Origin of the sequence: Xylophilus rhododendri, from assembly GCF_009906855.1 — a bacterium.
Classification (GTDB): Bacteria; Pseudomonadota; Gammaproteobacteria; order Burkholderiales; family Burkholderiaceae_C; genus Xylophilus; species Xylophilus rhododendri.
In genome coordinates this window covers 1139993-1158310 of sequence record NZ_CP047650.1, presented here as the reverse complement: position 1 = coordinate 1158310, position 18318 = coordinate 1139993, and the positions used below count along the sequence as shown (strand labels likewise).

Genomic DNA, 18318 nt, shown 5'->3' with positions numbered 1-18318 from the left:
GGTCGGCTCATTACATTCATACCGATCGATATATAAATGGATTCGAACATGACCACCAGAACCACGGCACAGGCCGAACGCCTGCCCGTCTCCGCACTGCTGGCGCTCGCCATGACGGGCTTCATCTGCATCGTCACCGAGACACTTCCGGCCGGCCTGTTGCCGCAGGTCGGCGCCGGGCTCGGGGTGTCGCAGGCGATGGCGGGCCAGATGGTGACCGCCTATGCGCTGGGCTCGGTGATCGCGGCCATCCCGCTGACCATGGCGACCCAGGGCTGGCGGCGCCGTAATGCCCTGCTGCTGACCATCGTGGGTTTCCTGGTCTTCAACTCCGTCACCGCCGTCTCGTCGAACTTCATCCTGACCCTGGCGGCGCGTTTCCTGGCGGGTGCCTCGGCGGGCCTGGCCTGGAGCCTGCTGGCTTCCTATGCGCGCCGCATGGTGCTGCCGCACCAGCAGGGCAGGGCGCTGGCGCTGGCCATGATCGGCACGCCGATCGCCCTGTCGCTGGGGGTGCCGCTAGGCACGCTGATGGGCGGCCTGGTGGGCTGGCGCTCGGCCTTCTGGATCATGTCGGGGCTGACGCTGCTGCTCATCGTCTGGGTGCTGGCCCAGGTGCCGGACTACCCGGGCCAGGCCGCTTCCAGCCGGCCAGCGCTGCGCAAGGTGCTGGGCACGCCGGGCGTGCGGCCGGTGCTGGGCGTGGTCATCGCCTGGATGCTGGCCCACAACGTTCTCTACACCTATGTGGCGCCCTTCGTCGCCCAGGCGGGGCTGCGGGACCGGGTGGACCTGGTCCTGCTGGTGTTCGGCGTGGCCGCGCTGGGCGGCATCGCCATCACCGGCCGGCTGGTGGACCGCCACCTGCGCGCGGCGGTGCTGGCCAGCCTTTTCGCCTTCGCGGCGGTCGCCCTGTGGTTCGCGCTGTGGGCCCGGGTTCCGGCCGCCCTCTATGCGGGTGTCGCCGTCTGGGGCCTGAGTTTCGGCGGCGCCGCCACCTTGCTGCAGACCGCCCTGGCCGATGCGGCGGGCGATGGCGCCGACGTGGCGCTGTCGATGAACGTGGTGGCATGGAACAGCGCCATCGCCGGCGGCGGCGTGCTGGGCGGCCTGCTGCTGGACAACTGGGGGCCGCAGTCCTTTCCCGGGGCACTGATCGCACTGCTGCTGCTGGCGCTGGCCATCACGCTTTCGGCGCGTGGCCATGGTTTTCCTCCGCGTCCACGGCTGGCGCACTGAAGGGCCGGTCCGCGGGAGCAGCCGCCGGCATGGTCGAAAACCTCAGCGCCAGATAGTCGACCAGCGCGCTCACCCGCCTGGGCACGAAACGCCTGCTGGGCAGCAGGGCGTGCAGCGGGTAGGCCTCGGTCTCCCAGTCCGCCAGCAGGCGCACCAGGGCGCCGCTGGCGAGGTCCGGCCCCACGTCGATCGACGATTTCAGGATGATGCCGGCGCCGGCCACCGCCCATTCGCGGGCGAGCGAGGCATCGTCCACGCTGCGGTCCCCGTCCACCCGCACCTCCTGCCAGACGCCGTGCTGCGCGAAGCGCCACAGCTTGTGGCGGCGCCCGCCGCGCTGGAAGGTGATGCAGTTGTGGCGCAGCAGATCCTGCGGCGTGTTCGGCCTGCCGTGCCGTGCCAGATAGGCCGGCGCCGCGCTGAGCACCGGCTGCGCCGGCGCCAGCCGGCGTGCGACCAGCCGCGAGTCGGCGAGCAGGCCGTAGCGGATGGCCAGATCGACCTCGTCGCGCAGCACGTCGTGCAGCCGGTCGCCCACCACCAGCTCCAGGCGCAGGCCGGGATGCGTTCGCTGGAAATCGTCGAACCAGGGCAGCAGCACGGTGCGGGCCAGGTCCGAGGGCGCGGCCACCCGCAGCGTGCCCTGCAGCGCCGCGCGGTCGTCCGCCACCAGAGCCTCGCCTTCGGCCAGCAGTTCGAAGGCCCGCTCGGCATATGCCAGCAGGGTCTGGCCCTGGGGTGTCAGCCGCATGGCACGGGTGGAGCGCTCGAAGAGGCGGGCGCCCAGCTGACCCTCCAGGCGCTTGAGCGTGGCGCTGGCGGCGGCCGGCGTCATGCCCAGGGTCCTGGCCGCCGCACTCAGGCTGCCGCCGCGCGCGGTCTGCAGCAGCACCCGCAGATCGGCTGGATTTTCAATCTTCATTTGAAGGTGATTCGGTTGCGGACGGGATTATCAAACGCGCACAGAGTTTTTAGACTCGCCTCTTCGACCTTCGAGGACATTGCATGAAAGCCATCGGATTCAACCGCCCCCTGCCCATCACCGAAACCGGCGCGCTGCAGGACATCGACCTGCCCACGCCCGGCATCGGCCCGCGCGACCTGCTGGTGCGGGTCGCGGCCGTCTCGGTCAACCCGGTGGATGTGAAGGTGCGCGCCAGCGCCACGCCGCCGGCCGGGCGATACCGGGTGCTCGGCTGGGACGCCTGTGGCACGGTCGAGGCCGTGGGCGCCGAGGTGAGCGCCTTCCAGCCCGGCGACCGGGTCTACTACTCGGGCGACATCACCCGGCCCGGCACCAACAGCGAACTGCATGCGGTCGATGAACGCATCGTGGCGCGCGCCCCCGCTTCGCTCACCGACGCCCAGGCGGCCGCGCTGCCGCTCACCGCGATCACCGCCTACGAGCTGCTGTTCGACCGCCTGGGCGTGCCGCACGGCGGCGGCGAAGGCCAGAGCCTGCTGGTCGTGGGCGGCGCGGGCGGTGTCGGCTCCATCCTGATCCAGCTCGCGCGCCGGCTCACCCAACTGAAGATCGTGGCGACCGCCTCCCGCCCCGAGACCCGCCAGTGGTGCCTGGACCTGGGCGCCCATCTGGTGATAGACCACGCCAAGCCGCTGTCCGCCGAGCTGCGCGCCCAGGGCCTGCAGCATGTGGACATGGTGGCCAGCCTCACCCAGACCGAGCAGCACTATGCGGAGCTGATCGAGGCCCTGCTGCCGCAAGGCAAGCTGGCTCTCATCGACGACATGAAGGTGCTGGACGCCATGCCGCTCAAGCGCAAGAGCCTCTCCCTGCACTGGGAGTTCATGTTCGCCCGCTCCATGCACCAGACCGCCGACATGCACCGCCAGGGCGAGCTGCTGGCCGAGGTGGCCCGGCTGGTCGATGCGGGTGTGCTGCGCAGCACGCTGGCCGAGTCCTTCGGTGTCATCGACGCCGCCAACCTGAGCCGGGCGCATGCCTTCATCGAAAGCGGCAAGGCGCGCGGCAAGGTGGTGCTGGAAGGTTTCTGAAGCCGCAGGGCGGATGTCACGGATCTGTCGCCCAAAGTGCGTTGAATGGCCCGGCTTGCCGGACACGGGCAGCGCACCAAGGAGACCTGATGGATGCGGACGCTTTGAAAGCCTTCCAGGCCGATGTCGCGAGAACCGCGGACGAGCGCCGCAAGACCCGCCAGCTGGTCGCCGCCGGACGCTGGCGCGACGCCGAGCCCGACACCGGCCGGGCCCGCTCCTACGCCGTGCGCCACCGCTCGCTGATGGCCGCCGCCGGAGCGGAGTCCATCACCGGCAACACCGAGGACTTCCTGCGTGTGGCCTTCCTCTCGCGCGGCGCCACGGTCGGCCGTGCCGTGGCCTATGTGGAGGTGAGCGACGGGCAGAAGTCGGAGATCGGCACCGGCTTCATGGTCAGTCCGCGCCTCTTCATCACCAACCGGCATGTGATCGCCGATGCCGCCGCCGCGCGCGGCACCCAGCTGACCTTCTTTCGCGAGCTGGATGAGCGCGGCGTGCCGCGGCCGTCCACCACCTACCTGCTGGACCCGGACGCCTTCGCCCTGTTCTCGCCCGAGGACCAGCTCGACTACGCCCTGGTCGCCCTCGGCCAGCGGCAGTCGGGCCTGGCGGAGCCGGCCGACCTGGGCTTCTGCGCCCTGTCCGACCAGCCCGACAAACACGTCATCGGCATGAGCACCAACATCGTCCAGCACCCCTCGGGCTGGCCCAAGATGATCTCGGTGCGCAACAACATCCTGACGGCGCGCACCGACCGCACCCTGCTCTACGAAACCGACACCGAGCAGGGCTCCTCCGGTTCGCCGGTCTTCAACGACGACTGGCAGCTGGTGGCGCTGCACCACTGGGGCGAGCCTTTCACCGACCGCAGCACCTTCGGCGACCAGGTGCCGCGCAACGTCAACGAAGGCATACGCATCAGCGCCATCTACCGCGACCTCGCAGCGCGGCTCGATTCCTTGCCGGAACCGGCCCGGACGCTGCTGCAGCAGGCCTTGCAGGCAGCCGGCGCGGCGGCGGCGCAGGACGGCCCGCCGACCCTGTCGCCGCCCCGGCCGGTGCTGTCGCCCGCCCGCACCCTCAGGCGGGGCGCCGAGGCGGTGCAGGTCGACCAGGACTATGCCAACCGCCAGGGCTTCGACACGGCATTCATCGACGGCTTGCCGCTGCCGCTGCCCCAGGCGGGCGAGGCCCTGGCGCGCAGGATCGCACCGCTGCGCGCCGGCGAGGCCGACGCCGCTTCGGGCGAGCTGAAGTACGAGCACTTCAGCCTGAAGCTGGACAAGGGCCACCGCATCGCGATGTTCACCGCCACCAACATCGACGGCCGCACCTACCTGGAAGTCGACCGGCAGACCGGCCAGGCGAATGCATCCGAAGGCGAGGTCTGGTTCAAGGACCCGCGCGTCAGCGCGAGCTTCTTCCTGGACCAGACCTTCTACTCCGCCTGGTCCACCTACTTCGACCGCGGCCACCTCACGCGCCGCAGCGACCCCACCTGGGGCACGGCCGAGGAGGCGGCCCGCGCCAACGCCGACACCTTCCACTTCAGCAACTGCTCGCCCCAGCACTTCCGCTTCAACGAAAGCGCCGTGTACTGGCAGGGGCTGGAGCGTTATGTGCTGGAGAACGGCGTGCTGGACACGGCCTCCAAGGGCCGGCTCTGCGTCTTCCAGGGACCGGTCTTCGACGACAGGATCGACCTCTGGGCCGACGACGTGCAGATCCCTTCCTCCTTCTTCAAGATCGTGGTGTGGAAGGGCCCGGCGGGCGCGCGCGCCGTCGGGCTGGTGGTGGATCAGCTCAAATTGCTGGCCGAGGCCCGGCACTCGCTCGGAGCGCCGCAGCCACTGGCCTCGGTCCAGGTCAACCACTGGCGCGTGCCGATCGAGAAAATCGAAGCGCAGACCGGCCTGGATTTCGGTGAAACCGTGCGCTCGGCGGACACCATCCGCGATGCGGCGCAGCCCCATGTGGGCGAGGCACGGCTGCTGATCACCGGCTTCGAGGCCATCCGGCTCTGACGGACCTGCCGCGACTCATGTCGCGGCCCGCGCAGGAGCTTGCCGGCCTTTTTTCTGATCCAGCTGACGGATCAAGGCGTGCGCGAGGATTTCGATGTGCGGGCCGGGCAATATGTGATTCAGGTACAGCAGGATGTCGTTCGCCTTGCGGTGCGGATCTCCGGGGCCGCGCGATCCGTGCACGATGAATACACTGCGCGGCAACTCATCGGGGTCGACCGGCTGCAGCGCATATTCGATGCCGAAATTCGTGCCCGGTGGCAGGCCATCGACGAACTCCTCGAGATCGGCGATCTTGAAATCGGCAAAATCGGGATAGGCTTTATTGTCGTACGTCACGCTGACCGAGCCTTGCTGATAATCGATCTCGGTTTTCAGCTCCATATGATGGAGCCTGAATGCCTCCTGCAAGGTATTCCACAGAAAGGCACGCTCTTCAGGCAAATGCCCCAAAGCGCGCAGGTATAGGAATATATAGCTCCAGCCATCCGCCAGACCGGCGGCGGACGTGTCGAAAGGAAATCTGGCGCTGCCCACACGCGCCGCAACCGCTTCCGCCACATTGAATCTGGCTGCCACCGTCCGCTCCAGCATATAACGCAGCGGGTTTTTCTGCCTTTCCTGCACCAGGTGCTTGATGATGCTGAACCGTTGCGCATCCGTGTTCGCCGTGAAATATGTCTCCATGAGGTAGCGCATGCCGGCGCGCGCGGCATGCTCCGCCCCTTGCAGAGCCTGCGGCAAACTGCGCACTGCTGCCTGCATCCGGCCGATATCCCTTTGCATATCGGCAGGCAGATAGGTGAAGGGGGCCGCCTGCGACGGCGCCTGTTCAGAGCCCGTGTGATAGAAATGTCGTGCGATCTCGCTGCTGGGCAGCCACAGGCTGAACGTTTTCGCCATGGCCTGCGTATCTTTCGCATTGAATTTCCTGGTCTGCAGGTGCCGATTTATCCCATAGGTGCTCAATTTATCCAGGTTGAACTTTCTGCGCAGGTCCTTGTAATCGAGATCATTCCTCGCCGTCGACTCGCTGCCATCCAGCTCCGGCAGCACATACCCCAGGCCGCTATCCTTCAGTGCGAGGCTGTCGAGCGTCGTCTTCAAGGTCGAACTGATTTTGAAACGCTCGTTGAACTGCCCGGAAACGGCCGGAATGAGTGTATAGGTCACCTCACTGTCGCCTTTGTCTTCCGGGAATAATTTCTGGCCGCGTAATGCATGGCACTCTTCGAATGCACGCATGAACTGCCTTCTGTCAGTTGGCGAAAACGTCGTCATCAGCCCTATGAAAGAGATGGTTCTCGCGACCGACCCCTGGGGGCCATGTTCAAAGCGAATCTTCTCGTCGCTCCAGGAAATGGTCACTTTCCACTCGTCGGCTGCCAGGCTCATCAGGTCCAGCGCGTAAAACACTTTTTCATTCAAGAACCTTGCCAGCAAGGGCAAACGCTGATTTTCCAAATACAGCTTGATGCCGGCGTAGAGGTATGCCTTGCGTTCGTCCGCATCGCTGTTGTAAATGGGAAACAAGACCTCGAGCAGGTTTTCCAGAATTTCGTCGTTCTGCGAAACAGCACGAGCCTCCTGGGCCTCCATTTTTTGCATGGTCTGCTTCACCACGGCCGTATGGAATGCCGGATTCAATTTGCTGCTGAACCGGGCGGCGTGGCCGATGAAGTGGCCGTAGGATCGGCGCAGCATGCGCACTGCGTTTTTATTGTAGGTTTTCCCGGCGTCGGCTGATTGTTGGTAAGTCTCATCGTCGACATCTTCGCACTGCACTGAGCGGCAATAATTCGCTATCTTATTGAGCAAATCCTCCTCGGTCGGCGCGGCAATGGTGGCGCATTTGTTATTGCCGAGTTCCAGCATGCTGAGTTCGTAAAGCATGTCGAGCGCGGAAGCGCGGGTCTGGAATCGATGAAAATTCACGTCGATGACATTGTAGATGTCGGTGAGTGGAATATAGGGCAGGCCATCCGGCCGTTCGACCGCCCCTTTCCTGAACTCCAGTGCCCGCATGATCGCGATGACCTTGTCGATATTGTGATCGGTCCTGCTCATGAACTGGCGCCACGAGACATCGCCGAGCGAAAAATAGACGTCGCAATCCTCCATCAGGCGTTCTATGAAAGTCGCGAACATGCCAAGTCTTGTGATTTTGGACAGTTTCAGTTTGAATTGTGCATTGCGTGCGTTCCATTTATTCATGAAATCCTGGTAGTCGCTTTCGCCCGCGTTCAGTTTTTTCATGCTGACGATATCGTCGACTTTCCCGCGGCTGACTGTTGAGAGCAGTTGCAGCACCCGTATTTTTGTCTTGTCGGTGCTGAGATTTTTGCCGTAGAAGGCGGGTTCGCCATTGGCATCGGCACCAACGACAGTGAATCTGCCGATTTCGGTGGAGTTGGGTTTCAGATATTCAACCTTCACCAGCACCGGGGTGATGGGAAGCTCCACGGGCCTGCTTGTCGGTAAAGCCGTGTTTTGGGCGCTCGCGCTGTTCACGAGCTGGCGTTTCGCGTGTATCTTGTAAGTGCGGCCTTTATATGAGGAATACTGATATTTCACGGCCGTCGCCGTGCCGCCGGCGCTCCGTGCCGGCTCTACCAAGGTGAAATCCCAGAACATCCTGGCGCTGGTGCGAGGCGTCAGCGCGGAGGAAATATCGTGGTGACTCAAGGATCGCCGCAATTCGACTTCCGTCGCGCTGGTCTCGAACAGGCGCTTGAAAGCCTTCGCGTCAAGTATCTTGCCGGACACCTTCGGCTCATGGTTCACCAATATATCCGCGTTCTTCATGAAGTCCTTGGTCGATCCTATCAATGCGGGAAAGCCCGGATTTGCCATCGCCCTCTGCGTGCTTTCAACCATTTGCAGCAGGTCTGCCGGGGCGATCGGAAGTGGCGATACAAACAGCAGCGTCTTCTTGCCCGACTGCCTGTCCATGCTGATGGCGAGCTGGTGCGCAACGGTATAGAGAGGCTGTTGGGTCTCGCGGCTGTAAATGGTGGCAAAAGCCCTGCCTCCGATCCGGGTCAGTTGCTTTTTCACCTGCAGATCCTCGGGGTCGAAAACCATCCTGATATCCCTGAAGCATCTTGTCAGGTCGAGGTTTCTGATGGCGGTCAGGCTCGAATCGAACTCCTTGATGAATGTGGTGACGCTGCGCCATTCCACATCGTAATCTTGTTTGATGATGTTGTTGCTTCTTAATAGCTGGATGTATCGATTTTGATCCTGGCCATACATCTTGATTTGTGTATATACGGCATGGGTAAAGTCCTGAAGATTCTGCAGGGCGCGCTGTGTTTTCTGCGAAAGAAAATCATATGCCGTGTCCGCGAGCTGATGCCGATCCCCGGTGGTCAGATGGCGATTGGCCACGGCAAAAATACCGCCCAACTCCTTCAAGGTCTGTGGTGTTGGATTTTTAATCAATGACCTGGTGATCTGGTCGATCCTTCTTTCATAGTCTTGCGGATTCGCCCGGCTCAGAACCTTCAGCTTGTCCCATACTTCGCCAACCATGGACGTCTGTTCTGCTGTCACCTCGTTGAATTCGTCGTAGCCCCACCGCTGGGCTGTGTGCTGCGCGCTGTCGAAGTGGCCGTAAAACGTGGCGACGGCGTCCTGCTGATTCAGCCCCACGGCCGTACTCATTTCAATGCCATAGGCAGCGATCTGCAAACTCTTGACGAACGAATAGAATATTTTCTCCTGGTAGAACGATTCCTTGTCTGAGGCGCTCATGGTAAAGGCATGATTATTCGACGCGTGATCCGCTTCATGTTTGACCGCCAAATCAAGCGTGTCGTGTGCGAAGGCAGCGGAAATTCCCGACACCATTTCGTCGAATCGCGCGATGGCATCCATCACGGCGACGGGACTGTTGAGGGCTGCTGCATAAAGATTTTGCCGCAGCACGGTACGCGTTGCGCTGACGGCGGCAGCCTGAGCCGCGGCGTTGTTGGGCTGCGCTGAAGCAGCTTGTGCTGCAGCCCGGAGCTGCTGTTGAGTGGACGGCAGCAGCAGGGATTTCAACTGACCTACGTCTGCATAGGGCGTCAGCGGTGCAAATACCGCCTTGATGATTTCGTTGAAGCGTATGTCCGGAGTGGCGAATCTGACGGCGTCGGTCAGCGAGGTCGCCAGGATATTGAACTGTGCATGCAGGTGATCCCAGAAAAACTGCATGATCGCCGTGGGCCTTTCCGAAAAAGGGTTGGCGGCCACCCGGTTTCGCAAGGCGCGCGACGCCGCGCTGGCCGCGGCCGCCTCGTCCATGGAGGTCCGCATGAGGGATATGGTTTCGAAATCGACGTACAGCGTCGTCTGGCCCACCGCGCTGCCAACCACCCCCGCTTCAACATAGGGCCACCCAAGCCCCATGGAGGCGGTCTTGGTCATATCCACATGGACGACTCCCAAGCCCATGAAAGGTGCCGTCCTTGCGCGATCGGCGACCCATTGACCGGCCCAAATAGCCCTTTTCAGTGTTTCCACGTCTGTATGCGTCATCAAGGGAGACACGATCGGCGCAAGCGCCCGGAAAATAAAAGGTGTCTTGGAAAAAACCTTGAATTTGCCGAATTCGGTGGCCACGGGTACGACGTGAGTCTCGGTGTCGACGGTGAAGAACCCGCGTTTCCTTGCGTGGTCTATTCTGGCTTCCCGGGTGAAATCGCTGTCAACGCTCGAGAATTGTTGGGTGCCCCCCTCGCGGGTGGTGATGAGATTGTTCTTTTCGTCATAGAATAATTCCCGCTGCCTGCCTTTCATTCTGCCCTTGATGTAAACCACCCGGTCCGGTACTTCAGTTATCACCTTGAATCTGTCTTCCTGCAATACCTGGCCATCGTTCATCAGGCGGCAATAATCCAGCGCTTCCGGGTTGGTCGGGTTGACCGGGCTGTAGCGAGGCAGGACGCCGATCACGGCACGGTATCCGTCTTGCTTGACCTTGTGCACAGCCTGGTAATCCACCTGAACGTCGAAGAACCTGATTCCATGGTTCACCGTTTGTCTTGCGACGGTCTGTGTGCGCCCGCCGCCGGATTTGCGGACGTCCGCAATCACACAGAATTCCGCCGCCTTTCTATTCTTGTCGGCGAGAAAATCCATGAATTCCTGGTTTTTCTGCATTTGCTCGGCAATGACTTCCTGCGCCGATTCGACATTGTTGGACTTCAAGGTCACTTCAAAACTAACTTCTCTCGGCTGACCCGCGGCATTGGTCGTCGTGATGGTGAATTTTCGAATATATTCATCGTAGGCCGGATAACCGCCGGTGCCGCCCCTCATGTTGAAAGTCGCTTTGAGTTGCGCCACCTCTGGATCCAGCGGGCCGAGCATGTTGATGTAATCGGCGTCGGGAAACTCCATGCCGGTCGGTCGCAGATGCTTGATCTCGGCTATTTGCCTGATATAGATTTGCGCGACAAGAAAATGCTTCTTCTCGTACGCCTCCTGGCCCTGCAACATGACGTTGGAGGACTGTATGGGAACGATGTCCGCCGGATCGACCAAGGTGCGTTTTTTGTCGTCGACGGCGTTTGGGTCTGCATCGGCCGCAGGCGGTTCGGCACCGGCACCTGATTCGGCCATCGCAGTGATGGCCTCCAGCGGATGATGTTCCGGCAGAGGCGCCTCGCCGGTCGTGCTTGCCACGTACTCCTGCAGGAGCGAAAAGAAGTTTTCACCGAAGAACAAGGGCTGGGATTTCGTCAGGAATTCAGAATCCTCGATCGCGCCGATCTTGCACAGGGAATAATAAACCCACTTGAAATTGGCCTTCAATTCTTCCCGGCCTTTGTCAGCGAGGCTGTTGAAATACTTGCGCTGCAGAGCGTTGACGTGTTCCCTGGAAATGTTTCGGTAGCCTTTTATGTTGTGGGTGATCATGTCCAGGTAAACCAGGTCGTTCAGCGTGCTGAAGATGGTCTGCGGTAATAGCGAGATCAACCCCGCGGGCGAGAAGGATCCGGGGATGCAGAACATCTGCTTGATATTTTGGACAAAATGGCCTCGGAAAATCCTGGCCGTTTTCCCCAGCAGATTGTCGTTGGCGTCGAAATTCGCTTCTATTTCCGCCATCACTTTTTCGATGGCGTCGGTCGTGATGTATTTGTCCGCGCCCGGAATCGCGCCGAGGACCTTGTCGAAATGCTCGACGCATCCTGCAATCACGTAATTCATCACACCCAGGGTGTGGTTGTCGATGATTTCGACAGCGTTCTGCGCGGAACTCTGGAACAGCGAGCCCCTGGAGACCACCGTGATGATCAAGTCGATCAGCGCCGACCCCACCTCCTGGCTGATCTGGCGTGCTTTCACAATATCGTCGGTTTCCACCAGGCTTTCAAAATTCAACTGCCCGATCCGGCTCAGCAGCTCGGCGATCTGCGGCCTGGTTTCGATGTGATCCTGCAGTTTTATTTCCCTGACGCTGTTGCGCAGTTCCACCAGCTTTTCATCGGCCTGCTCGGCGATTCGCCATTGTTCGGGATCCTGGGCCAGGCAAAAGCGGTTGATTTCCTTGAGGGCTATCCTGACGAGATCGCCCCGTTCGTTTCCTTCGGCGATGTCGGTGAGGAAACGCGCCATGGCCAGGGTGACGCCGCCTTTGCCGTCGTCCAGGGCCGAGATGGCATATTTGCACAACACCCATATGCGGTAGGCGGGCATGCGCCTGAATTCCTCTTCCGATTCCGCAGCGACGCCCACCACATGCCAGGCTATTTTGGAGTGGTAAATGGTTTCGAGCATCCTTGTTTCACAGTCTTCCAACGCCTCGCAAAGCGCATGGATGCCCGATATGCTGTTGAACTCGCGTTCGGCGAATTGCATCAGCATGTGAAGGTCGCCTCTGTCTTTCCCCATGATCGCGGTGACGATTTTATTGAAGCCGTACAAGGGGTCGATATAGTAGTTTGCCACTTCCTCTCCGACCGATCTCTCGGGCTTCCATCTGACTATTTTGCCGGTGGCATTGCCGGCGGAGTCCTTTCCAGCGAACCTGACGAATACCCGGTCCAGCCGGGATTTGAGCGGCAGGAATATTTTCCGCAATTCCTGCCCTGCCTGCTGGAAGGGCATTCTTGCCAATACTTCCAGCGGCGCTCTTTCGTCGCGAATCGATACGCCGGGCTCCAGATCGTAGGCGATCACCACCTGCTCATATTCTTCGAGTGTGTTGATGGACACCGGGGAGTATTTGCCGGATTCCGGAGTGAAAAACGCCTTGCTGGTACGTACCAGGGGAAAACCGGGAGTTCGCCGCGCGATCATTTCATCGGCAATGCGTGTTTTGGCAGTTTTCTCCAGGCCTTCGGATGCGCGTGTCAGCGCGTCCGCATGGGCGGGGTCGTAATAAATATTGACGATCGTCTGGGTATCGTACAGCTCCGTTTCGATTTTCTGGACGAACGCGTTGGAGAGATGGATATAAGGATGATCGGGAGGGCCGGCGGCGATGTAGATGGGGTTGTACTGGATATTGAGCAGCTTGTCTGCGAGCGCATAACGCAGTTCCAGGCTGATGTTGCGTGGGTACTCGCCGACCAAACCCTTCTGCAAGGTCGGGGTGAATACGAAAGATGCGTTTTTTCCGAAGATGGTCTTGAATCCGGCGCAGGCCTTGATGAAGCGGATGATTTTCTTTTCGAGTTCCGATTCGGGGTTTCTGAAGTATTGAAAGATCCTGGTTTTTATATCTTCCGCGATCTTGTTGTGAAAACTTTCTTCGGCCTGCACCTCGGTCAATGCATTGCCATATGCGTCCCGGTATCTCGGCAGGACTTCCTCCAGCAGCGCATCCATGGTCTCGGATGTGAAATACGCGACGGGTAATTTGGCTACCGCGGTTTCATCCACGCTTTCGCGTTTTTGCTGCGCATTTTCCATCCGCGCCTGTTCGGCTTCGAACATTTCCCTTTCCAGTGTCTTGATGGTGTCCATCAGCGGCTTTTCGCTCTCGATCGTGCTGCTGAATTGCCTTTGTTGCATCTGATAGATGTTGTTCTGCGCCGCGTAATCGGTCCAGGCCTGAATGTCGATGCTCTGGTTTCCGGTCGGGATCGGTGGGGCTGCGAGTTCCGTGAAACGCACGCCGATTTGCCGTTTGCTCCTGACGGATGCAAACATCTGATCGACACCCTTGTAGATGATGTCTTCGAAGACAAAATATTGCGGATATTTGGGTCTGGCCACTTGCCAGCGGGCCAGCTGATTCGAGCTGCCGTGGCGCTGCGGCAGGTGTCCACCCGCCGGATTTCGATATTTATGGCCGGGGTCGCTGTTTTCGCCGTAGTGGGGCGCGCGGTTGTCCGGCGGTCTGTGCCCCGGCTGCTGGCCTTGAATCGGGGCCGGATTGCCTGGGCCGGCTGGCTGGTGCTGGCCGGCTCGGCTTCTGCCTCTCCCTCTTGTTTTCTCTGTTTCCGGGTCTCGAGTGACGTGGCCGTACTTGTCGTATTGGTTCAGGTAGCTGGGTCTGGACGTGGGGATATTGATGCGTGGTCCGCGGGTGGTGGTCGTGTAGTTGTGTTCCCACCAATTGGTGTCTGCGAACTCAAACCCCTTGCCATATGCCGGGGTGCTGGCGGTTCTGCCGAGATATTGGGGATCGATGGTGCCTTGCGGACGATTGTCGCCCATGTACATCGGACGCCTGTTTTCATCCCAGCCGATCAGCACACGCTCGTAATCGCCGTAGACGGCGGTTTTATTCGGCAGCATGCCGATGAGTTTTCTGCGTCCGAGGTGGGCGAATATTTCTTTTCCATTCATGTCGTAACCGACAACATGCGTCTTGACGGTTCTGCCGTAATAGTCGGTGACGCCGGTGTATTCCTGGGACGCATCGACGGGTCGACCGTTTTCGTCATACTTCGAATGATAAAGTGGTGCAGGCCGCTTGGTAGAAAAATGGCGTGCGGCCAGGCTTGATTTCTGGAATACACCGGCGCGCGTGGCGGCGTTCCCATCGAAATTGTTATTGCCGGCCTGGCCTGGCTTTCGAGTGCTGACGCCTGGCAAGTCGCTTTGATTCGGGCCCCAATATGGCAGCTTTGGATTTCGGCTGGTGGTGATTTGCGGTGGAGCCTGCGTTGTTCGAATTCCGGTTTGACCTTGCGAATAAGCACTGGCGGGTGCCGGGCCGGCATGCTGCGGTTCAAAAATCTGGTAAATGCTACCGTCCAGGCCCACGATATAGCTTGTCTGCCCCTGCAGGACACCGTTGTGATAATAGTGGTAGAGGCCTGTGGCCCACTCCACGAACTGCCCGCCGTGCTGAGCCTCTACCTGGGCCGTGACGTAATGGTGCCGGCCGTTGCGATCCTGCATGGCGCGCAGTTCCCGTCTCGATCTGCCGTGGCGGGGTTTATCCGATTCGCTGTTCGCGGGAACTTCGGCCGGCGGGTGCAGGCTTTCATGGCTTGCTTCGGTCGATTTCAGGTTCAGCAGCTTATTCATTTCCTCGCTGATTTCGCGCGGCGGCAGATTGGGTTCCTTGATGATCGAATCGGTTTGCAGCGTGTCCTGCGGCTGCTTCTGATTTCGCCTGAGCAGACTTTGGGTCAAAAGCGTCAAGGCTGAAATGCTCGAATGTGCCGCACTGTTGTTTGCAGACGAGGAAGGGTTGAATTCCGCGGTCATGGAAGTAAGCCTGGTGAATGAAGAGGCTTAACTTTGCGAGCAATGGCTGAAATTCGATATGCCTACGCGAATATCCCCCGTGCATTACGAAGCACAAAATTCTCGCTATTAGAAGGAAAGGTTCCGCTGGGGAAATTGTCTTTGTGCGCCGGTGGAGTTGCCGGGATGGGTGGTACCGCGCACGAATTGCAGGCCGGCCAGGCAGGGCATGCGCAGGCAATGGTCACATTCCTCTGCAAGACTGCCCGCATGACTTCTGATCCCACGCACCTGGCTCTCGCGGTCGAACGGCAGCAACCTGGCGGTTATCACTGGATATTGCTGGACGGGTCGCTCGAGCCTCACGAATACGTTCGGCTGCTGGAGGGCGATCAGTCCTTCAGCAGCTACCCGGAAGCTTTCCAGGCCGGCCTGGGCGCGCTCCTGAAACTCGCGGCCCATGGCGAAGGCGTGGGCCAGGCGCCCCGGGCGGGTTTTTCGGCGCCCGTCTAACGGGCGGGGGCTGGCGGCCGCTGCGGATACACCGACACGCCGAAATTCGACCCCATGCGGTTGGCGGTGGCCGCCCGGTTGAACACACCGAGCGCATTGCCGGGCTGCTGCACCAGGGCCTCGGCGCCGGTCGCCGCGCCTGGCCTGGGCGCGGCCTGGGCCGGGGGCGCGAGTTTTTCCGACAGGCAGCCCAGGGAGCGCACCGTCTGCCCGTTGGCCTCCACTTCGACACAGCCCTGCGCCCCGGACGGCGCCTGCCGCGCGGGCGCCTGGGCATGCGCCGCGTGGCAGAGGGCAAGCAGTGCCGCGGCGGACAGGGTCTTCAGGCGATGGGACATGGTGGCCGGCAAATCGCTGCACGCTAGGGCCTGCATGTGGCAGATGCATGACAGCGTCACCGCCCGGTAAACAAGCCTGCCTAGGATGCGGCGGCGTACTTCCGTCTTCCGGGGATGGATCGCAGCCGTCCGATCCATGCCTGTCCGCCCACATTTCGTCTCCACCCCTCTTGCCCACACGCGCCCCGGCGCGGTGCTGCGCCAGCTCGTGCTGACGCTGGTGTGCCTGGGCGCCTGCGGGGCGGCGGCCGGCAACGACGACAGCGCCGCGCCGCGCCTGGTGTTCGATCTGGCCGCGCAGCCGCTGGGCTCGGCCCTGGTGGCTTTCGGCGCCTTGAGCGGCTATTCGGTGCTGGTCTCCAGCGAGGTCTCCGCCGGGCGCGCCGCCTCGGCGGTGCACGGCGAATTCGAAGCACGCGAGGCGCTGGGCCGGCTGCTGGCCGGCAGCGGCCTGCGTCCGCGTTATGCCGGTCCGCGGGCCTTCACGCTGATCCCCGACGATCCCCAGCACGAGGCGCCGCCGTTCCCGCCCGCCCCGTACGACGAGCCCGAAACCGCGCCGCGCAGCCTGCGCCAGAGCGGTTTCGGCGCCACGCTGCAGTCGGCCGTGACCCGCGCGCTGTGTGCCGCGCAGCCGGATGCCTTCGGCCGCTACCGGCTGGGCGTGCAGCTGTGGATCGACGAACAGGGCCTGGTGCAGAAGGTGCGCCTGCTCGAATCCAGCGGCCAGGCCGCGCGCGACCGGGCGGTGGTGGCCGCCCTGCAGAAGATCGCGCTCGGGCCGGTGCAGCAGGCCTATCCGCAGCCGCTGACCCTGCTGATCACCCCGCGCCCCGACCCGGGCGCCGAGTGCCGGCCGGCGATGCGCCCCGGCGCGGATATGTCCGCCGAAGGGCATTAGCCGCCATGTCCGAATCCTTCAAGGCGGCGCTGCAAGCCCTGTTCCTGTCGCGTTACGCGCAGCTGCGCCGGCATTTGCGCCTGCGCCTGGGCTCGGAGGACCTGGCCCACGACGCGCTGCAGGAAACCTATCTGCGGGTGGAGGCCATGGCCGAGCGGCCGGCCGCGCGTTTCCCCTCGGCCTACCTGTTCCGCATCGCGTTGAACATCGCCGAGGACCAGCGCAAGACCCGCGCCCGTCTGCTCAGCACCTCCGAGGTGGAAGAGCTCTACGACATGGCCGACGAGATGGCCGACCCGGCCCGCACCGCCGAGGCGCGCGGCGAGATCGGCGCGCTCGACCGCGCCCTGGCCGAGCTGCCGCGCCGCCGCCGCGCCATCGTGATCGCTTCGCGGGTGGACGAGGTGCCGCACCAGGAGATCGCCCTGCGTTTCGGTGTTTCGGTGCGCACGGTGGAGAAGGAATTGCGCGCCGGGCTGGAGCATTGCTGCGAACGCCTGGGCGTGGAATTCGTCCAGCGCTTCGGTCCCGGGGCCGGAAAAACGTCTAAGCAACATGACGATGCATAAACCGACCGAGGCCCCCCTGCCGCAAGCCGTGCGCCGCGAGGCGCAGGCCTGGGTCGTGCGCCTGTCTTCCGGCCAGGCCACCGAGGACGATGCCCGCGCCTTCCGGGCCTGGTGCGCCCTGGGCCCGGCCCACGCCAGCGCCTTCGCCCAGTCGCGCGCCGTGTGGGCCGAGATGCAGGGCGCGGCGCGCCGCGTGGCCGGCGCCGAGGCCCGCGCGGCGGCCCGCCCGGCGCGGGGCTTCAGCCCTGGCCGGCGTCTGGTGCTGGGCGGTGCGGTGGCCGCATCGGCGGGCTATCTCGCGCTGCGCCCGCCGTTGGCGCTGTGGCCCTCCATGCTGGAGCTGGCCGCCGACTACCGCACCGGCCCCGGCGAGCAGCGCGAGCTGCAACTGGCCCAGGGCACGGTGCTGCGCATGAACACCCGCACCCGGCTGGATGTGCAGGACAGCGCGGCCAGGCTCCGGCTGATCGAGGGCGAGATCGAGATGGACATCCGGCGCGGCGCGGCTCTGGCGCCCGTGCTGCGGGTGAACAGCGCCAGCCTGGCGGCGAAGGATGCCCGCTACAACGTGCGCCTGATCGACGGCATGGCCTGCGTCAGCTGCCTGGCCGGCGAAGTGGAACTGAGCCGCGGCACGGACCGCGTCACCCTGGCCGCCGGCCGGCAGCTGACATTCGGCGCGGCGCCCTTCGGCCCGGCGACGGCGGCCGACGAAGGCGCCGTCAGCGCCTGGCGCAAGCGCCTGCTGGTCTTCGACGGCGTGGCGCTGGAGGACGTGGTGGCCGAGATCAACCGCTACCGGCCCGGCAAACTCATCCTCACCAGCCGCGGCCTGGGCCGGCGCCAGGTGCAGGCCAGCTTCTCGATCGACCGGCTGGACGACGCCATCGTGCTGATGCGCGATGCCTACGGCGTGGCCGTCACCCGCCTGCCCGGCGGCATCGTCTTGCTGGGCGAGGCAGGCACCTGAGCCCGGCGGCTTGTATGAATCTTTCGTGACATTCTTCGGTGCCCGCCTTCTCCGCTGGTCATAGCTGCCGGACGCTGCAAAAGCAGCGACCCGGCCATGCCATCGA

General features: G+C 62.6%; 10 protein-coding genes. 7 read left to right on the top strand and 3 right to left on the bottom strand.

From position 1 onward, the window contains the following. Window positions 1–48: 48 nt before the first annotated feature. Window positions 49–1239 carry an MFS transporter gene (locus GT347_RS05095; protein ID WP_229722707.1) on the top strand — a complete coding sequence of 397 codons (1191 nt, stop codon included), beginning with the start codon at window positions 49–51 and terminating at the stop codon, window positions 1237–1239. Here the strand turns inward: GT347_RS05095 and GT347_RS05090 are convergent. Beyond that, window positions 1184–2161 (bottom strand): LysR family transcriptional regulator, encoded by a 978-nt coding sequence (locus GT347_RS05090; RefSeq protein ID WP_160550932.1) that lies wholly within the window; start codon window positions 2159–2161, stop codon window positions 1184–1186. The two genes, GT347_RS05095 and GT347_RS05090, sit on opposite strands and share 56 nt — an antisense overlap. Window positions 2162–2244: 83 nt before the next feature. Here GT347_RS05090 and GT347_RS05085 point away from each other — a divergent pair, with 83 nt between their 5' ends. Continuing rightward, window positions 2245–3255, top strand: coding sequence for a zinc-binding alcohol dehydrogenase family protein (locus GT347_RS05085; protein ID WP_160550931.1), 1011 nt, complete (start codon window positions 2245–2247; stop codon window positions 3253–3255). 89 nt (window positions 3256–3344) lie between these two features. Next, on the top strand, window positions 3345–5282 hold the full coding sequence (locus GT347_RS05080; RefSeq protein ID WP_160550930.1) for a DNA/RNA non-specific endonuclease: 1938 nt from the start codon (window positions 3345–3347) through the stop codon (window positions 5280–5282). Between the two features lie 15 nt (window positions 5283–5297). On the opposite strand, the gene GT347_RS05075 is transcribed toward GT347_RS05080, so the two are convergent. Continuing rightward, window positions 5298–14942, bottom strand: a complete 9645-nt coding sequence (locus GT347_RS05075; protein WP_160550929.1) for a hypothetical protein — start codon at window positions 14940–14942, stop codon at window positions 5298–5300. Between the two features lie 249 nt (window positions 14943–15191). Here GT347_RS05075 and GT347_RS05070 point away from each other — a divergent pair, with 249 nt between their 5' ends. Beyond that, the gene (locus GT347_RS05070) at window positions 15192–15434 is read left to right on the top strand and encodes a hypothetical protein (RefSeq protein WP_160550928.1); all 243 of its coding nucleotides are present in this window, start codon (window positions 15192–15194) and stop codon (window positions 15432–15434) included. On the opposite strand, the gene GT347_RS05065 is transcribed toward GT347_RS05070, so the two are convergent. Then, on the bottom strand, window positions 15431–15772 hold the full coding sequence (locus GT347_RS05065) for a hypothetical protein (protein ID WP_160550927.1): 342 nt from the start codon (window positions 15770–15772) through the stop codon (window positions 15431–15433). The genes GT347_RS05070 and GT347_RS05065 overlap by 4 nt on opposite strands. A gap of 136 nt (window positions 15773–15908) precedes the next feature. Here GT347_RS05065 and GT347_RS05060 point away from each other — a divergent pair, with 136 nt between their 5' ends. Genes GT347_RS05060 through GT347_RS05050 form a run of 3 tightly spaced genes read left to right on the top strand, consistent with a single transcriptional unit; the run spans window position 15909 to window position 18212 of the window. Further along, entirely contained in the window at window positions 15909–16673 is a 765-nt protein-coding gene (locus GT347_RS05060) for an STN domain-containing protein (RefSeq protein ID WP_160550926.1), read from the top strand. Between the two features lie 5 nt (window positions 16674–16678). Further along, window positions 16679–17242 (top strand): RNA polymerase sigma factor, encoded by a 564-nt coding sequence (locus GT347_RS05055; protein ID WP_160550925.1) that lies wholly within the window; start codon window positions 16679–16681, stop codon window positions 17240–17242. Beyond that, the gene (locus tag GT347_RS05050) at window positions 17235–18212 is read left to right on the top strand and encodes a FecR family protein (RefSeq protein WP_160550924.1); all 978 of its coding nucleotides are present in this window, start codon (window positions 17235–17237) and stop codon (window positions 18210–18212) included. The genes GT347_RS05055 and GT347_RS05050 overlap by 8 nt, the downstream gene beginning before the upstream one ends. The last annotated feature ends 106 nt before the right edge of the window (window positions 18213–18318 follow it).